The sequence below is a fragment of the Pseudomonas sp. B37(2017) genome (assembly GCF_002112885.1).
In the GTDB taxonomy this organism is placed as follows: Bacteria; Pseudomonadota; Gammaproteobacteria; order Pseudomonadales; family Pseudomonadaceae; genus Aquipseudomonas; species Aquipseudomonas paraglycinae.
Genome location: NZ_NEIX01000001.1, coordinates 349,593 through 364,521 on the forward strand (window position 1 = coordinate 349,593; position 14,929 = coordinate 364,521).

The window sequence follows — 14,929 nt, forward strand, 5'->3', positions numbered from 1 at the left end:
CAAGAGGTTACTATGAAGGCGTACTGGATTGCACACGTGGACATCACCGATCCCGATCACTACAGCCAATACACGCAGCGCGCGCCGAAAGCGTTCGCCGAGTTCGGCGCGAGGTTTTTAGCCAGAGGCGGGCGCAGCGAAGCAATGGAAGGGCGGACGACGCCGCAGCGCAGCGTGGTGATTGAATTCGAAAGCTATGAGCAGGCGGTGGCGTGCTATCGCTCCGCGGCGTATCAGGAAGCGAAGAGCTATCGCGAGGAATGGGCGAGGGCGGAGATCATCATTGTGGAAGGGATGGCGCCGTAACGGCTTGCTTTGATCGTTCCCACGCTCTGCGTGGGAATGCAGCCCGGGACGCTCGGCGTCCCTTCCACAGCCGAACGCGGAGCGTCCGTTGAGCCATTCCCACGCGGAGCGTGGGAACGATCAGCAAAGGAGGAAGGTGACTATCAACGCATGAAATGAATCTTGCCGCTGTCGTCATTGCCCATGTACATGCCATAAACCCCGGCCTGGCGTTCCTCGATGTAGCGTTCGAGGATCTGCCGGATCGCCGGGTAGTAGATCTGCTCCCACGGGATGTCTTCCGGGGCGAAGAATTGGCAGGCGAGGGTTTCCGGGCCGTACTGGCCGGTGATCTCCAGCGCGAGGGCGCGGAAGATGATGTAGACCTCGCTGATCTTCGGCACGCTGAAGATCGAGTACGGCGAGACGATTTCCGCGCGTACGCCGCTTTCTTCCCAGACTTCGCGCAGGGCAGCCTGTTCGGTGGTCTCGCCGCTTTCCATGAAACCGGCGGGCAAGGTCCAGGTGCCGGGGCGCGGGGGAATCGCTCGTTGGCACAAGAGGTATTTGCCGTCCTGCTCGATGATGCAGCCGGCGATGATCTTCGGGTTTACATAGTGGATGTAGCCGCAGCCGCGGCACATCAGGCGCTCGTGCGTATCGCCCGGCGGCACCTGCTGACCGAGGTCAGCGCCACCGCATTTCGGGCAAAAGCTCGGGCTGAACATGTCAGTGACCTATGCGCGGTTCTTTCAGCGCGATGGGCAGGGTGATCGGTGGAGTGGCGCCGGTCTCTTCCTGCTTGCGCTTGAGGTAGTCGAGGGCCACGGCAGCCGCAGCGCGCACGTGATCGACGCACGCCTGATGCGCCGCCAGCGGATCGCCGCTCTTGATCGCCTCGACCATTTTTTCCATTTCGTGATTACTGGCGCCGCGACGGTTTTCCTGGGAGACCGACGTCGCCCGCAGGTAGCTGATGCGCGCCTGCAACTGACGCAGCTGAGTGGCCGCGACATGGTTGCCCGAGCCTTCCAGCAGCACGTCGTAGAAACCCTGTACCGAGTCGATCACCTGTTGCAGTTCGCCGTCCTTGAGCGCCTTGCGGTTCTCGTCGAGGGCTTTTTCCAGGGCCTTGATGTCCTTGGCCTTGGCGCGCAGGGTGAACAGCTGGACGATCAGGCCTTCGAGTACGCAACGCAGCTCATAGATGTCGACCGCATCGGCGAGGGTGATGATCGCTACGCGCGGGCCTTTGGCGTCAGCGAACTCGACCAGACCTTCGGATTCCAGGTGACGCAAGGCTTCACGCACCGACGTACGGCTCACGCCCAGGCGATCGCACAGATCGCGCTCCACCAGGCGATCGCCCGGCAGCAGCTGGAAGTTCATGATGGCGCTTCGCAGTTTATCCAGCACGATTTCGCGCAGGGTGACGGGGTTGCGATTGACCTTGAAGCTGTCGTCGAGTGGCAGGCGTTTCATGGGGTCCGCTCTTTAAGGTGGCTGTCCATGCCAGACGGGCATCAAAACAGCCGAGGGGTTAACTGGAGGCCTCGGCGTCGGCTTCGGCGAAGGCTTCACGGGCGAGCCGGAAACTGTCCACGGCTGCCGGGACGCCGCAATAAATACCGACCTGAAGCAGAATTTCGCGTATTTGCTCACGACTCAGGCCGTTACGCAAGGCGCCGCGCACATGCAGTTTCAGTTCGTGCGGGCGGTTGAGCGCCGAGATCATCGCCAGGTTGATCATGCTGCGCTCCTTGAGCGACAGGCCTTCGCGTCCCCAGACGTGACCCCAGCAGTATTCGGTGACCATTTCCTGCAACGGGCGGGTGAAGTCGTCGGCGTTCTCGATCGAGCGCTGCACATAGGCTTCGCCCAGCACCTGGGTGCGGATCTTCAGGCCCTTTTCGTACTTGTCGTTGTTCATCATTACCCCTCACACCACCATTCCCTGTGGGAGCGAGCTTGCTCGCGATAGCGTCAGCACCCGCAACATTGATGTCGACTGACACTACGCCTTCGCGAGCAAGCTCGTTCCCACAGGGTTTCGCATTATTTTCTCAACCCAGTGTCGGCAACGCGCCGAGCTTGCCCTTGTGATAAATCATCGGCGTCACCGGCTGCTCCGGCAGGATCAGGTTCTTCACCGCGCCAACGATGATCGCGTGGTCGCCACCGTCGTATTCACGCCACAGTTCGCACTCGATGATCGCCGTGGCTTTGGCGAGGATCGGGTTACCGAGCTCGCTCAAATGCCACTCGATGCCGTTGGCCTTGTCCTTGCCTTTGCCGGCGAAGGCGTAGGCCTCGGCGGTCTGGTCGGCGGACAGCAAATGGATCGCGAAACGCTTGCTGTCGCGCAGCACCGGGTAGGTGTCGGAAGCGTAGTTGGGGCAGAACAGCACCAGCGCCGGGTCAATCGACAGCGCACTGAAGGCGCTGGCGGTGATGCCGACGATGCCGCCATCCGGGTCAAGGGTGGTGACCACCGTGACCCCGGACGGAAACGAGCTCATGACGTCTTTGTAAATGCCGGGTTCGATCATGTCGCAGGACTCCTAACGCATCACAAACGGATCAGGCATCGGCGCCTGGGAGAGGTTGATCCACACCGTTTTCAGTTCGGTGTAGGCGAGCACCGAATCGATGCCGCTTTCGCGTCCATAGCCACTGTTCTTGAAACCACCGATCGGTGCCATTGCCGACACCGCGCGGTACGTGTTGACCCAGATGATCCCCGAACGCACGTCCCGGGCCAGGCGATGGGCGCGGCCCAGATCGCGGGTCCAGATGCCGGCGGCGAGGCCGAACTGTGAGTCGTTGGCAATCGCCAGCGCTTCGGCTTCATCCTTGAAACGGATCACCGAGGCCACCGGGCCGAAGACTTCTTCCTGCATGATCTTCATCGAGTTGCGATCGCACTCGAACAGCGTCGGCTCATAGAACCAGCCGTCGCCCACACCGCTCGGCCGCTTGCCGCCCAGACGCAGGCGCGCACCTTCGGCAATCGCATCAGCCACCAGACCTTCAACCACCGCCAGTTGCTGCGCGGTGGCCATCGGGCCCATTTCGCTGCTGTCGTCCTGCGGGTTGCCGATGCGGATGCGCTGGGCGCGCTCCACCAAACGGCTGACGAACTCGTCGTAGATTTCATCCTGCACCAGCAGTCGCGAACCGGATACGCAACTCTGCCCGGACGCCGCGTAGATCCCGGCGATGGCGCCGTTGATCGCGCTGTCGAGATCGGCGTCGGCGAAGATGATATTCGGCGACTTGCCGCCCAGTTCCAGCGACAGTTTGGCGAAGTTCTCGGCACTGCTGCGCACCACATGCCGGGCCGTGGCCGCGCCGCCGGTGAAGGCGATCTTGCGGATCAGCGGATGACGGGTGAGGGCGGCGCCGGTGCTCGGGCCGTAGCCGGTGACGACGTTGACCACACCCGGCGGAATCCCGGCTTCGAGGGCCAGGCGCGCCAGTTCCAGAATGGTCGCCGAGGCGTGCTCGGAGGGTTTGATCACGATGGTGTTGCCCGCCGCCAGCGCCGGCGCCAGTTTGATCGCAGTCAGATAAAGCGGGCTGTTCCACGGAATGATCGCGGCGACCACGCCCATGGCTTCGTGCACGGTGTAGGCGAACAGATCGGGTTTATCCAGCGGCAGGGTGCCGCCTTCGAGCTTGTCGGCGAGGCCGGCGGTGTAGTGGAAGAACTCCGGCAGATAGCCGACCTGACCCCGGGTTTCGCGGATCAGTTTGCCGTTGTCGCGGCTTTCCAGCTGCGCCAGTTGTTCCTTGTTTTCAGCGATCAGGTCACCGAGACGACGCAGCAGTTTGCCGCGCGCGGTGGCGGTCAAACCACGCCATGCCGGGCTGTCGAACGCGGTCTGCGCGGCTTGCACGGCGCGCTCGACGTCGGCTTCGTCAGCGTCGGGCAGTTCGGCCCAGGGTTCGGCCAGCGCCGGGTTGAGGCTTTCGAAAGTCTTGCCGGAGAGGGCGTCGACCCATTCTCCGCCGATGCACATCTGGAAGCGTGCGAGCGTCATGCAACGATCCCCTTTATATGGTTTTGTCGGGCGTGTGCGGTGTCGAGAAATTCCAGCAGCGTCTGGTTCACCAGCCGTGGCGACTCTACCGGCATCATATGCCGTTGTTCGGGCAGCACGGCAACCTTCGCGCCGGGAATGCGCGCGGCCAGTTGCTCGGCCATTTCCGGGGTCGATCCGGGGTCCAGCTCGCCAGTGGCGATCAGCGTCGGCGCCTGGATGCTGCCCAAGTCGTCGGCGCGGTACATGTCCTGGGTGGCGAACAGTTCGTAGGTGGTCAGGTAGCCTTGCGGATCATTGCCGGCGAGGGTCTGGCGGATCGCGGCGATCTGCGCCGGGTTGGCCGCCTGATATTCGCGGCTGAACCAGCGCGACAGCGCCGCTTCGGCATTCGCGTCCGGCCCGTGTTCGGCGGCTTGCGCGGTGCGGGCGATGACGCCGGCGCGCTGCTCTTCGCTGCGGTTGAACACGCTGTTGAGCACCACCAGGCTTTTCAGGCGTTCCGGGTAATGCAGGGCAAACGCCCGCGCCACCAGACCGCCCATGGAGAAGCCGATCACCGACGCCTCGGGCAATTGCAGGTGGTCGAGCAGCTCCAGCAACTGATCGGCATAGCCGAGCAGGGCGGTGCCGCTGGCCGGTCGCGGGCTGGCGCCATGGCCGAGCATGTCGTAGGCGATCACCCGGTATTGCGTGGCCAGGCCAACAATCTGGCCGCCCCACATTTCTTTGTTCAGGCCCACGCCGTGGATCAACACCACGGGTTGGCCTTGGCCGGTCGCCAGATAACTGGTGCCGGCCGGGGTGAGTTCAGCGGTGAGCCGAATCATGGAGCGCTCCTGCAATGCCTTTTTTTATTGTGATTACTGGGCTTTTTCGGCGGCCAGTTCTTCCAGATCGATGTAGCGGTTGCCGATGCGCGGATGCAGGCGACCACCGTCGGCGCAACCGAGCACCACGACGATTTCGTCGGCGCGCGGGGCGTCTTCGATCTGCATTTCCAGCGTGATGTAGTGCGAGCGCAGGCCTTCGTCGTCCTTGTGCATCATCGGAATCTGAATTGAAGTGCCCGGACCGCCGCGCTTGTTGGTGAAGCTCAGGTAACTCTTGGCCTTGACCGCTTCGCGGTAGTGATTGCCGAAGCGCAGGGTGTGGATCACCGCCGACGCGTGCTCGATTTCGCCATCGGCGCCGACCACCGCGGCTTTGCCGTAGGCCTCGATCTTCTCGGCACCGCCGATGATGCCCACCAGACGCTCGACCATCATTGCGCCGAGGTCGGAGCAATTGGCGCGGATCTGCGGCTTGAGGTCTTCGACAAAGCCATTGCCGACCCACGGGTTCTTCATCACGACGGCCAGGCCGACCATGGTCACCGGGGTATCGGACGCCTTGCCGCCTTCGATGAAGGTTTCTTCGACATAGCTGACGATCTTGCGAATTTCGAAACTCATGAGCTGCTCCGTAGGGGATAAAGAGTGTCTGTGCGTCTGATGGTATACCATAATACCGATCGTGCAAGTCCCCCTCGCAAGAATCCCTGCCATCAGTCGGACGAATGCCCGCGTATTCAGCCGCCGCTGTAGTCCCTTTCGGTTAACAAAAGATAACGTTGCGCCGATTGTCAGACGTTTCGAATGCCCGATAGGATGAGCCAGCTTCCGAAGGGGCTCTGGATGGCGGGTTTCAGGACTATGCTTGTGACCAGGCAGTCACCGTGAGCACCCTTGCGGCGCCCTTTAAGGTCCATGACCAACAATAATAAACAGGGGAAGGTCTATGAGTCGTTGCCGCCCGCCGGCGTTACGCAACACCGCGTTGCTGGCCACAGCACTCTCTCTGCTGGGCTTTGCCACATTGTCGGCGCCGGTTCTCGCCGCCGAAGCGCCTGCCGATGTGGTCTATTCCACCGAATCGGCCAAGGCCTCGAAAAGCCTGATGCTCGATGTCGTTCACGCCGGAACCCGGCTGGTGGCGGTCGGGGATCGCGGGCACATTCTCTATTCCGACGACCAGGGCAAGACCTGGACCCAGGCCAAAGTGCCGAGCCGCCAGTTGCTGACCGCCGTGTATTTCGTCGATGACAAGCACGGCTGGGCCGTCGGCCACGACGCGCAGATCCTCGCCAGCGAAGACGGCGGCCTGACCTGGACCAAACAGTTCGAAGACCTCAAGCGCGAATCGCCGCTGCTCGACGTCTGGTTCAAGGACGTCAACAGTGGTCTGGCCGTGGGTGCCTACGGCGCGCTGCTGGAAACCACCGACGGCGGCAAAAACTGGGAAGACGTCAGCGATCGCCTCGACAACGAAGACCAGTTCCACCTCAACGCCATCGCTTCGGTAAAAGACGCCGGCCTGTTCATCGTCGGCGAGTCGGGCAGCATGTTCCGCTCCGCCGACTGGGGCCAGACCTGGGAAAAACTCGAAGGCCCGTACGAAGGCTCGCTGTTCGGCGTGATCGGCACGGCGCAACCGCAAACCCTGCTGGCTTACGGTCTGCGCGGCAACCTTTACCGCTCCACCGATTTCGGCAGCACCTGGGAGCAGGTCGAACTGAAAGCTGCGCGCGGTTCGCTGGAGTTCGGCCTGTCCGGCGCCACACTGCTCGAAGACGGCTCCATCGTCATCGTCGGCAACGGCGGCTCGGTGGTCAGCAGCAGTGACAACGGCGAAACCTTCAGCGTATTCAACCGTCCGGATCGCATCTCGCTGTCGTCGGTCACCGCCGCCGGCAACGGCAATCTGATCCTGAGCGGGCAGGGTGGCGTTCGGGTCACTTCGTCGAACGGCGCCGAGCTGGGCAAATGAGCCGAATCAATAATAAGAAGGCGGGGCTATGACTTCCTTGAGCACTCATCATCAGGACAAGGCGACGTTTCTCGAGCGCCTGATCTTCAACAACCGCCCGGCAGTGATCGTGATCTGCCTGCTGGTCAGCATTTTCCTGTTCTGGCAGGCCACGCTGATCCGTCCGTCCACCAGTTTCGAAAAGATGATCCCGCTCAAGCATCCGTTCATTGAAAAGATGATGGAGCACCGCAACGATCTGGCGAACCTGGGCAACACCGTGCGTATATCGGTGGAAGCGAAGGACGGCGACATTTTCTCCAGGGAGTACATGGAGACCCTGCGTCAGATCAACGACGAGGTGTTCTACATCTCCGGCGTCGACCGTTCCGGCCTCAAGTCGCTGTGGAGCCCGAGCGTACGCTGGACCGAAGTGACCGAGGAAGGTTTTGCCGGCGGCGAAGTGATCCCGCAGAGCTACAACGGCTCTCAGGACAGCCTCGATCTGCTGCGCAACAACGTGCTCAAGTCCGGTCAGGTCGGGCGTCTGGTGGCCAACGACTTCAAGTCGAGCATCGTCGACATCCCGCTGCTGGAGTCCTACCCGGACCCGCAGGATCAGGGCAAGCTGCTGGCGCTGGATTATCGCCAGTTCTCCCATGAGCTCGAAGACAAGATCCGCAACAAGTTCGAAGCGCAGAACCCCAACGTCAAGATCCACATCGTCGGCTTCGCCAAGAAGGTCGGTGACCTGATCGACGGCCTGGTGATGGTGGTGATGTTCTTCGGCATCGCTTTCGTCATCACCCTGATCCTGCTGCTGTGGTTCACCAACTGCCTGCGCAGCACCGTGGCAGTGTTGAGCACCACGCTGGTGGCGGTGGTCTGGCAACTCGGGTTGATGCACTTTTTCGGGTTCGGCCTCGATCCGTATTCGATGCTGGTGCCGTTCCTGATCTTCGCCATCGGCATTTCCCACGGCGTGCAGAAAATCAACGGTATCGCCCTGCAATCCGGTGAGGCGGACAACGCGTTGACGGCCGCACGGAGGACCTTCCGTCAATTGTTCCTGCCGGGGATGATCGCGATTCTGGCGGACGCCGTCGGCTTCATCACGCTGCTGATCATCGACATTGGCGTGATCCGCGAGCTGGCCATCGGTGCTTCCATCGGCGTGGCGGTGATCGTGTTCACCAACCTGATCCTGCTGCCGGTGGCGATTTCCTATGTCGGCATCAGCAAGCGCGCCATCGCCAAGAGCAAGAAGGACGCGCACCGCGAACATCCGTTCTGGCGCCTGCTGTCGAATTTCGCCAACCCGAAAGTCGCGCCGATTTCCATCGCTCTGGCGCTGGTCGCCTTCGGTGGCGGTCTCTGGTACAGCCAGAACCTGAAGATTGGCGATCTCGACCAGGGTGCGCCGGAACTGCGTCCGGACTCGCGCTACAACAAGGACAACAACTTCATCATCAGCAACTACTCGACCAGCTCCGACGTGCTGGTGGTGATGGTCAAGACCAAGTCCGAAGGTTGCTCGCGCTATGAAGCCATGGCGCCGATCGACGAGCTGATGTGGAAGATGCAGAACACCGAGGGCGTGCAGTCGGCAATCTCGCTGGTGACCGTGTCCAAGCAGATGATCAAGGGCATGAACGAGGGCAACCTGAAATGGGAAACCCTGTCACGCAACCCGGACGTGCTGAACAACTCCATCGCCCGGGCCGACGGCCTGTACAACAACAGTTGCTCGCTGGCACCGGTGCTGGTGTTCCTCAACGACCACAAGGCCGAAACCCTGGATCGCGCGGTGCATGCGGTGCAGGACTTCGCCAAGGAAAACAACAAGGAAGGCCTGGAATTCATCCTCGCGGCCGGTAACGCCGGGATCGAGGCGGCCACCAACGAAGTGATCAAGAAGTCCGAGCTGACCATCCTGATCCTGGTGTACATCTGCGTGGCGGTCATGTGCATGATCACCTTCCGCTCGTGGGCGGCGACCTTGTGCATCGTGCTGCCGCTGGTGTTGACCTCGGTGCTGGGCAACGCGCTGATGGCGTTCATGGGTATCGGCGTGAAGGTTGCGACGTTGCCGGTGGTGGCGCTGGGCGTGGGGATCGGCGTGGACTACGGCATCTACATCTACAGCCGTCTGGAAAGTTTCCTGCGTGCCGGCCTGCCGTTGCAGGAAGCCTATTACCAGACCCTGAAATCCACCGGTAAAGCAGTGCTGTTCACCGGTCTGTGCCTGGCCATCGGCGTGTGCACCTGGATCTTCTCGGCGATCAAGTTCCAGGCCGACATGGGCCTGATGCTGACCTTCATGCTGCTGTGGAACATGTTCGGTGCGCTGTGGCTGCTGCCGGCACTGGCGAAGTTCCTGATCAAGCCGGAGAAACTGGCGGGGCAGAAGGGGAATTCGTTGTTTGCTCACTGAGCCGGTTGGCTGAAATGAAAAAGCCGCAACCTTTAAGGGTTGCGGCTTTTTTATGTCTGCGGTGAGGGCAAGCGGTCTCAAGGCTTAAGAAAGTTCGGTGCCTAGCACGACGCTAAGCGCACTCCGCGCATCATCCAGCTGCACCAACGTCGCATGCCGCGCGCCTAGCGCATCCCGATTCTCGATGGCCGTCAAAATCGCCTTGTGCCGAGGCAACGCCAGTTCATGCAGGTTCGGCCGCTGATTCGAATGCTTCAGAGCCTCGGCAATCGCCACCGACAGCATGTTGCACAGGTTCGCCAGCAAGTCGTTATGAGTCGCGTCGGCAATCCGGCTGTGGAAGTCCAGATCCGGTTGCAGCAAGGCTTCCGGGGTCGGCGCCGCTTCCATGCGCTGGTAAGCCTCGGCAATCGACGCGATATCAGCATCGGTGGCGTGCTGGGCGGCGAGGGCGGCGGCGGCCGGTTCGATGATGCTGCGCACGCTGGTCAGGACGTTGAAGAACTCGTTCTGCGGGCTGCTTTGCATCAGCCAGTGCAGCACGTCCGGGTCGAGCATGTGCCATTCGCGGCGTGGTTTGACCACGGTGCCTACGCGCGGTTTCGAATACACCAGGCCCTTGGCGACCAGCACTCGCGTGGCTTCGCGCAACACCGGCCGGCTGACCGCGTATTCCTCGCAGAGCAAGGCTTCGGCGGGCAGCTTGTCGCAGGGCAGGAAGCGTCCGGAAACAATCTGCATGCCCAGTTCCTGGACGATGCGCGAGTGCATGCTTTTACGGTCGGAAGGTTTGCGGTAATCCATGGGGAGTGGCGCGATCCTGAGCGATGGAGATGCCGCGCATCATAGCAGGCACCACACAGTCTTGAGGCAGATACAGAGCAAATGTGGGAGCGGGCTTGCTCGCGAAAGCGGTGTGTCAGACAAACACAGGTTGCTGACAATCCGCTTTCGCGAGCAAGCCCGCTCCCACAAGGGGACGGCGGTGTTAGTGGGAATGGCGCGGGACTTCAGCCCCTCGGCAACCTACCAGGAAGTCGAAATCGCAACCTTGATCCGCCTGCAGCACATGGTCGATGTACAGCTGACGATAACCACCCACCAACAGCTGCTGCGGCGGTTGCAGATCCGCCATGCGCGCTGCCAGTTCAGCGTCCGGAATATCCAGGTGCAAACGCCCGCTGGCGCAGTCCAGCTCGATCCAGTCGCCTTCCTGCACCGCCGCCAAAGGCCCGCCGGCCGCTGCTTCCGGGGCGACGTGCAACACAACCGTGCCGTATGCCGTGCCGCTCATGCGCGCGTCGGAAATACGCACCATGTCGGTCACGCCCTGCGCCAGCAGCTTGGCCGGCAGCCCCATGTTGCCGACTTCGGCCATGCCCGGATAACCCTTCGGCCCGCAGTTCTTCATCACCAGAATCGAGTTCTCATCGACGTCCAGTTCCGGGTCGTTGATCCGCGCCTTGTACATGTCGAAGTTCTCGAACACCACCGCGCGGCCACGATGCTGCATCAGTTCCGGCGTGGCGGCTGACGGCTTGAGCACCGCGCCCAGTGGCGCCAGGTTACCGCGCAACACGCAGATCCCGCCGTCGGCGCGGATCGGGTTGTCGAGGGTGCGGATCACTTCGTCTTCACCGTAGATCGGCGCGTCCTTGGTGTTCTCGCCGATGGATTTTCCGTTGACGGTCAGCGCATTCGGATTCGGAATCAGATTGGCCTCACCGAGGCGGCGCAGCACGGCCGGCAAGCCGCCCGCGTAGTAGAACTCTTCCATCAGGAAACGCCCGGACGGTTGCAGGTCGACGATGGTCGGCATGCCACGGCCCATCCGGGTCCAGTCGTCCAGATCCAGCTCGACACCGATGCGCCCGGCGATGGCTTTGAGGTGGATCACCGCGTTGGTCGAACCGCCAATGGCCGCATTGACCCGGATCGCATTTTCGAAGGCTTCCTTGGTCAGTATTTTCGACAGCTTCAGATCCTCACGAACCATCTCGACCGCACGCATGCCTGACATGTGCGCCAGCACATAACGCCGCGCATCCACCGCCGGAATCGCCGCGTTGTGCGGCAGCGAAGTACCCAGTGCTTCGGCCATGCAGGCCATGGTCGACGCGGTGCCCATGGTGTTGCAGGTACCGGCCGAGCGGGACATGCCGCCCTCGGCCGCGAGGAAATCGTCAATCGTGATGGTGCCGGCCTTGACCTGCTCGCTGAGCTGCCAGACCACGGTGCCGGAACCGATGTCCTTGCCCTTGTGCTTGCCGTTGAGCATCGGCCCGCCGGTGACGACAATCGCCGGCACGTCGCAACTGGCCGCGCCCATCAGCAGGGCCGGGGTGGTCTTGTCGCAACCGGTCAGCAGCACCACGCCGTCAATCGGGTTGCCGCGAATCGCTTCCTCGACGTCCATGCTCGCCAGGTTGCGGGTGAGCATGGCGGTCGGGCGAAGGTTCGATTCGCCGTTGGAGAACACCGGAAATTCCACCGGAAAACCACCAGCCTCGATCACCCCGCGTTTGACGTGCTCCGCGATCTGGCGGAAGTGCGCGTTGCACGGGGTCAGTTCCGACCAGGTGTTGCAGATGCCGATGATCGGCTTGCCGTGGAACTGATGGTCGGCGATGCCCTGATTCTTCATCCAGCTGCGGTACATGAAGCCGTTCTTGTCGGCCGTGCCAAACCATTGGGCGGAGCGCAGGGTGGGTTTCTTATCAGACATGATCGATTCTCTTATTGTAAGACTATTGTTTGCGAGCTTCGGCTAAACATAAGCGCAAAATCGACGGTTTGGAAGTGTTGTTGCGTAATTAGTATTACTATATAGTCGATTTCGACGGAGGGATGGCCCTGGCGATTTTCCGCGAGAGGCGTCCCCCGAGGTTCCATAAAAACAACAATCGGAGACCGATCTCATGAGCCAGGAACTGCGGCTTGTCCGGCGCATCACGCTGAAACTGATTCCCTTCCTGATCCTGCTGTACCTGATCGCCTATGTGGATCGCTCCGCCGTCGGCTTCGCCAAGCTGCACATGGGCGCCGACATCGGTATAGGCGATGCCGCCTACGGCCTCGGCGCCGGGCTGTTTTTCATCGGCTACTTTCTGTTTGAAATCCCCAGCAACCTGATGCTTGAACGCTTCGGCGCGCGGCGCTGGTTTGCGCGGATCATGATCACCTGGGGCGCGATCACCATCGGCATGGCCTTCGTCCAGGGCCCGCACAGTTTCTACGTGATGCGCTTTCTGCTCGGCGCGGCGGAGGCGGGGTTCTTTCCCGGCGTTCTGTACTACATCACCCAATGGTTCCCGGTGCGCCATCGCGGCAAGATCCTCGGACTGTTCATCCTTTCCCAACCCATTGCGATGATGATCACCGGCCCCGTGTCCGGCGGCCTGCTGGGCATGGACGGCATCCTCGGCCTGCATGGCTGGCAGTGGCTGTTCATCGTCATCGGCACCCCGGCGATCCTGCTGACCTGGCCGGTATTGCGCTGGTTGCCGGACGGCCCGCAGCAAGTGAAATGGATGGACCAGGCCGAGAAGGACTGGCTGACCGGCGAGCTGAAAAAGGACCTGCAGGAATACGGCCAGACCCGTCACGGCAATCCGCTGCATGCGCTGAAAGACAAACGGGTGTTGCTGCTGGCGCTGTTCTACCTGCCGGTGACCCTGAGCATTTATGGCCTGGGCCTGTGGCTGCCGACCCTGATCAAACAGTTCGGCGGCAGCGATCTGGTGACCGGTTTCGTGTCATCGGTGCCGTACATCTTCGGGATCATCGGCCTGCTGATCATTCCGCGCAGTTCCGACCGTTTGAATGATCGCTACGGCCATCTGGCGGTGCTCTATGTGCTGGGCGCCGTTGGCCTGTTCCTCAGTGCCTGGCTGTCGTTGCCGGTGGCGCAACTGGCGGCGTTTTGTCTGGTGGCGTTCGCGCTGTTTTCCTGCACGGCGGTGTTCTGGACGCTGCCGGGGCGGTTCTTTGCCGGCGCCAGCGCGGCGGCCGGGATTGCCTTGATCAACTCGGTGGGCAACCTCGGTGGCTACATCGGCCCGTTCGTGATCGGCGCCTTGAAGGAATACACCGGCAACCTCGCTTCGGGCCTGTACTTCCTGTCCGGGGTGATGGTGTTCGGGCTGATTCTGACGGGCGTCGTCTATCGCTTGCTCGAGCGCAAGCATGTACTGCCGGTTAACCAATTCGCCGCCAGCGCACGGGGTGCTACCCGTACCTGAATGACTATCACCGACCCTGTGGGAGCGAGCTTGCTCGCGAAGTGGTCGGCACATTCAACATTTGTGGTGACTGATGCACCGCCTTCGCGAGCAAGCTCGCTCCCACAGGGATCAGCGGTGTTTTTGAGGTAATAGGAGAAAAACATGCATCTGGTTCAATTCGAATTGAGTAGCGGCGAGCGCCGTGTCGGGGTGGTCGAGGACGGTCTGGTGCGTGAAGTGCAGGATGCGCGCACGGTTCGCGATCTGGCCCTGGCCGCGATCGAGGCCGGCAGCACCCTCGCGCAGCAAGTGCAAACCCTGGGCCTGGGCATCAGTCACGATTACGCCGAATTGCTGGCCAACCTGCGCATCCTGCCGCCACTGGATCACCCGGACCCGGCGCACCTGTTGGTCAGCGGCACCGGCCTCACGCACCTCGGCAGCGCCTCGGCCCGGGACAAGATGCACCAGCAGGCCGGCGATGAAGCGGCGATGACCGACACCATGCGTATCTTCAAGTGGGGCGTGGAGGGCGGCAAACCGGCGGCGGGGCAGGCGGGCGTGCAGCCGGAGTGGTTCTACAAAGGCGACGGCAGCATTGTCGTGCGTCCCGGTCAGCCGTTCCCGCTGCCGCCGTTTGCCGAAGACGCCGGCGAGGAACCGGAAATGGCCGGCCTCTACATCATCGGCCACGACGGCAAGCCGTATCGCCTCGGTTTCGCGGTGGGCAACGAGTTCTCCGATCACGTCATGGAGCGCAAGAACTACCTGTACCTCGCCCACTCGAAACTGCGCAGTTGCAGCTACGGCCCGGAGCTGCGCGTCGGTGAATTGCCGCAACACTTGGCCGGTACGAGCCGCATCCTGCGCGACGGCGAAGTGCTTTGGCAGAACGAGTTCCTCAGCGGCGAGGCCAACATGTGCCACAGCCTCGCGAACCTCGAATACCACCATTTCAAGTACAGCCAGTTCCTGCGCCCCGGTGACGTGCACATTCACTTTTTCGGCACCGCGACCCTGTCGTTCGCCGATGGCATCCGCACTCAGCCCGGCGACGTGTTCGAGATCAGCCAGGCCGAATTCGGCGCACCGCTGGTCAACGGCATCGCTCCGGTCGCAGCGGCATTCGAACCGGACAGCATCGGCACCCTTTAAGG

14 protein-coding genes are annotated in these 14,929 nt (G+C 61.9%); 5 read left to right on the plus strand and 9 right to left on the minus strand.

Annotated features, from left to right (window positions below):
- Window positions 1–12 precede the first annotated feature (12 nt).
- Window positions 13–306, plus strand: a complete 294-nt coding sequence (locus tag CAF90_RS01765; protein WP_085603059.1) for a DUF1330 domain-containing protein — start codon at window positions 13–15, stop codon at window positions 304–306.
- Window positions 307–449: 143 nt separating this feature from the next.
- On the opposite strand, the gene CAF90_RS01770 is transcribed toward CAF90_RS01765, so the two are convergent.
- The 7 genes from CAF90_RS01770 to CAF90_RS01800 all read right to left on the minus strand — a co-directional run bounded on the left by CAF90_RS01770 (window position 450) and on the right by CAF90_RS01800 (window position 5,782).
- Window positions 450–1,013: an NUDIX hydrolase gene (locus tag CAF90_RS01770; protein WP_085603061.1), complete on the minus strand. Its 564-nt coding sequence runs from the start codon at window positions 1,011–1,013 to the stop codon at window positions 450–452.
- Window position 1,014: 1 nt separating this feature from the next.
- Entirely contained in the window at window positions 1,015–1,767 is a 753-nt protein-coding gene (locus CAF90_RS01775; RefSeq protein ID WP_085603063.1) for a GntR family transcriptional regulator, read from the minus strand.
- Between the two features lie 58 nt (window positions 1,768–1,825).
- On the minus strand, window positions 1,826–2,215 hold the full coding sequence (locus CAF90_RS01780; RefSeq protein ID WP_085605114.1) for a carboxymuconolactone decarboxylase family protein: 390 nt from the start codon (window positions 2,213–2,215) through the stop codon (window positions 1,826–1,828).
- Window positions 2,216–2,348: 133 nt separating this feature from the next.
- Complete coding sequence (locus CAF90_RS01785; RefSeq protein WP_074688589.1) at window positions 2,349–2,834, minus strand: flavin reductase family protein; 486 nt, start codon at window positions 2,832–2,834, stop codon at window positions 2,349–2,351.
- A gap of 12 nt (window positions 2,835–2,846) precedes the next feature.
- The gene (locus CAF90_RS01790; protein ID WP_085603065.1) at window positions 2,847–4,328 is read right to left on the minus strand and encodes an aldehyde dehydrogenase; all 1,482 of its coding nucleotides are present in this window, start codon (window positions 4,326–4,328) and stop codon (window positions 2,847–2,849) included.
- Window positions 4,325–5,158 (minus strand): alpha/beta fold hydrolase, encoded by an 834-nt coding sequence (locus tag CAF90_RS01795; RefSeq protein WP_085603067.1) that lies wholly within the window; start codon window positions 5,156–5,158, stop codon window positions 4,325–4,327. The genes CAF90_RS01790 and CAF90_RS01795 overlap by 4 nt, the downstream gene beginning before the upstream one ends.
- A gap of 33 nt (window positions 5,159–5,191) precedes the next feature.
- Window positions 5,192–5,782 carry an amino acid synthesis family protein gene (locus tag CAF90_RS01800; RefSeq protein ID WP_007957412.1) on the minus strand — a complete coding sequence of 197 codons (591 nt, stop codon included), beginning with the start codon at window positions 5,780–5,782 and terminating at the stop codon, window positions 5,192–5,194.
- Window positions 5,783–6,107: 325 nt separating this feature from the next.
- Between CAF90_RS01800 and CAF90_RS01805 the strand changes: the two genes are divergently transcribed.
- Both CAF90_RS01805 and CAF90_RS01810 read left to right on the plus strand, forming a co-directional pair.
- Complete coding sequence (locus CAF90_RS01805) at window positions 6,108–7,136, plus strand: YCF48-related protein (protein ID WP_085603070.1); 1,029 nt, start codon at window positions 6,108–6,110, stop codon at window positions 7,134–7,136.
- A 28-nt stretch (window positions 7,137–7,164) separates the two neighbouring features.
- On the plus strand, window positions 7,165–9,549 hold the full coding sequence (locus CAF90_RS01810; protein WP_085603072.1) for an RND family transporter: 2,385 nt from the start codon (window positions 7,165–7,167) through the stop codon (window positions 9,547–9,549).
- Between the two features lie 84 nt (window positions 9,550–9,633).
- Here CAF90_RS01810 and CAF90_RS01815 read toward each other — a convergent pair whose 3' ends face one another.
- Together CAF90_RS01815 and CAF90_RS01820 are read right to left on the minus strand one after the other, a co-directional pair.
- On the minus strand, window positions 9,634–10,353 hold the full coding sequence (locus tag CAF90_RS01815; RefSeq protein ID WP_007957415.1) for a FadR/GntR family transcriptional regulator: 720 nt from the start codon (window positions 10,351–10,353) through the stop codon (window positions 9,634–9,636).
- A gap of 184 nt (window positions 10,354–10,537) precedes the next feature.
- Window positions 10,538–12,274 carry an IlvD/Edd family dehydratase gene (locus CAF90_RS01820; protein WP_085603074.1) on the minus strand — a complete coding sequence of 579 codons (1,737 nt, stop codon included), beginning with the start codon at window positions 12,272–12,274 and terminating at the stop codon, window positions 10,538–10,540.
- A 193-nt stretch (window positions 12,275–12,467) separates the two neighbouring features.
- Between CAF90_RS01820 and CAF90_RS01825 the strand changes: the two genes are divergently transcribed.
- The gene (locus CAF90_RS01825) at window positions 12,468–13,790 is read left to right on the plus strand and encodes an MFS transporter (RefSeq protein WP_085603076.1); all 1,323 of its coding nucleotides are present in this window, start codon (window positions 12,468–12,470) and stop codon (window positions 13,788–13,790) included.
- 144 nt (window positions 13,791–13,934) lie between these two features.
- Window positions 13,935–14,927: an AraD1 family protein gene (gene araD1, locus CAF90_RS01830; protein ID WP_085603078.1), complete on the plus strand. Its 993-nt coding sequence runs from the start codon at window positions 13,935–13,937 to the stop codon at window positions 14,925–14,927.
- Window positions 14,928–14,929 lie beyond the last annotated feature (2 nt).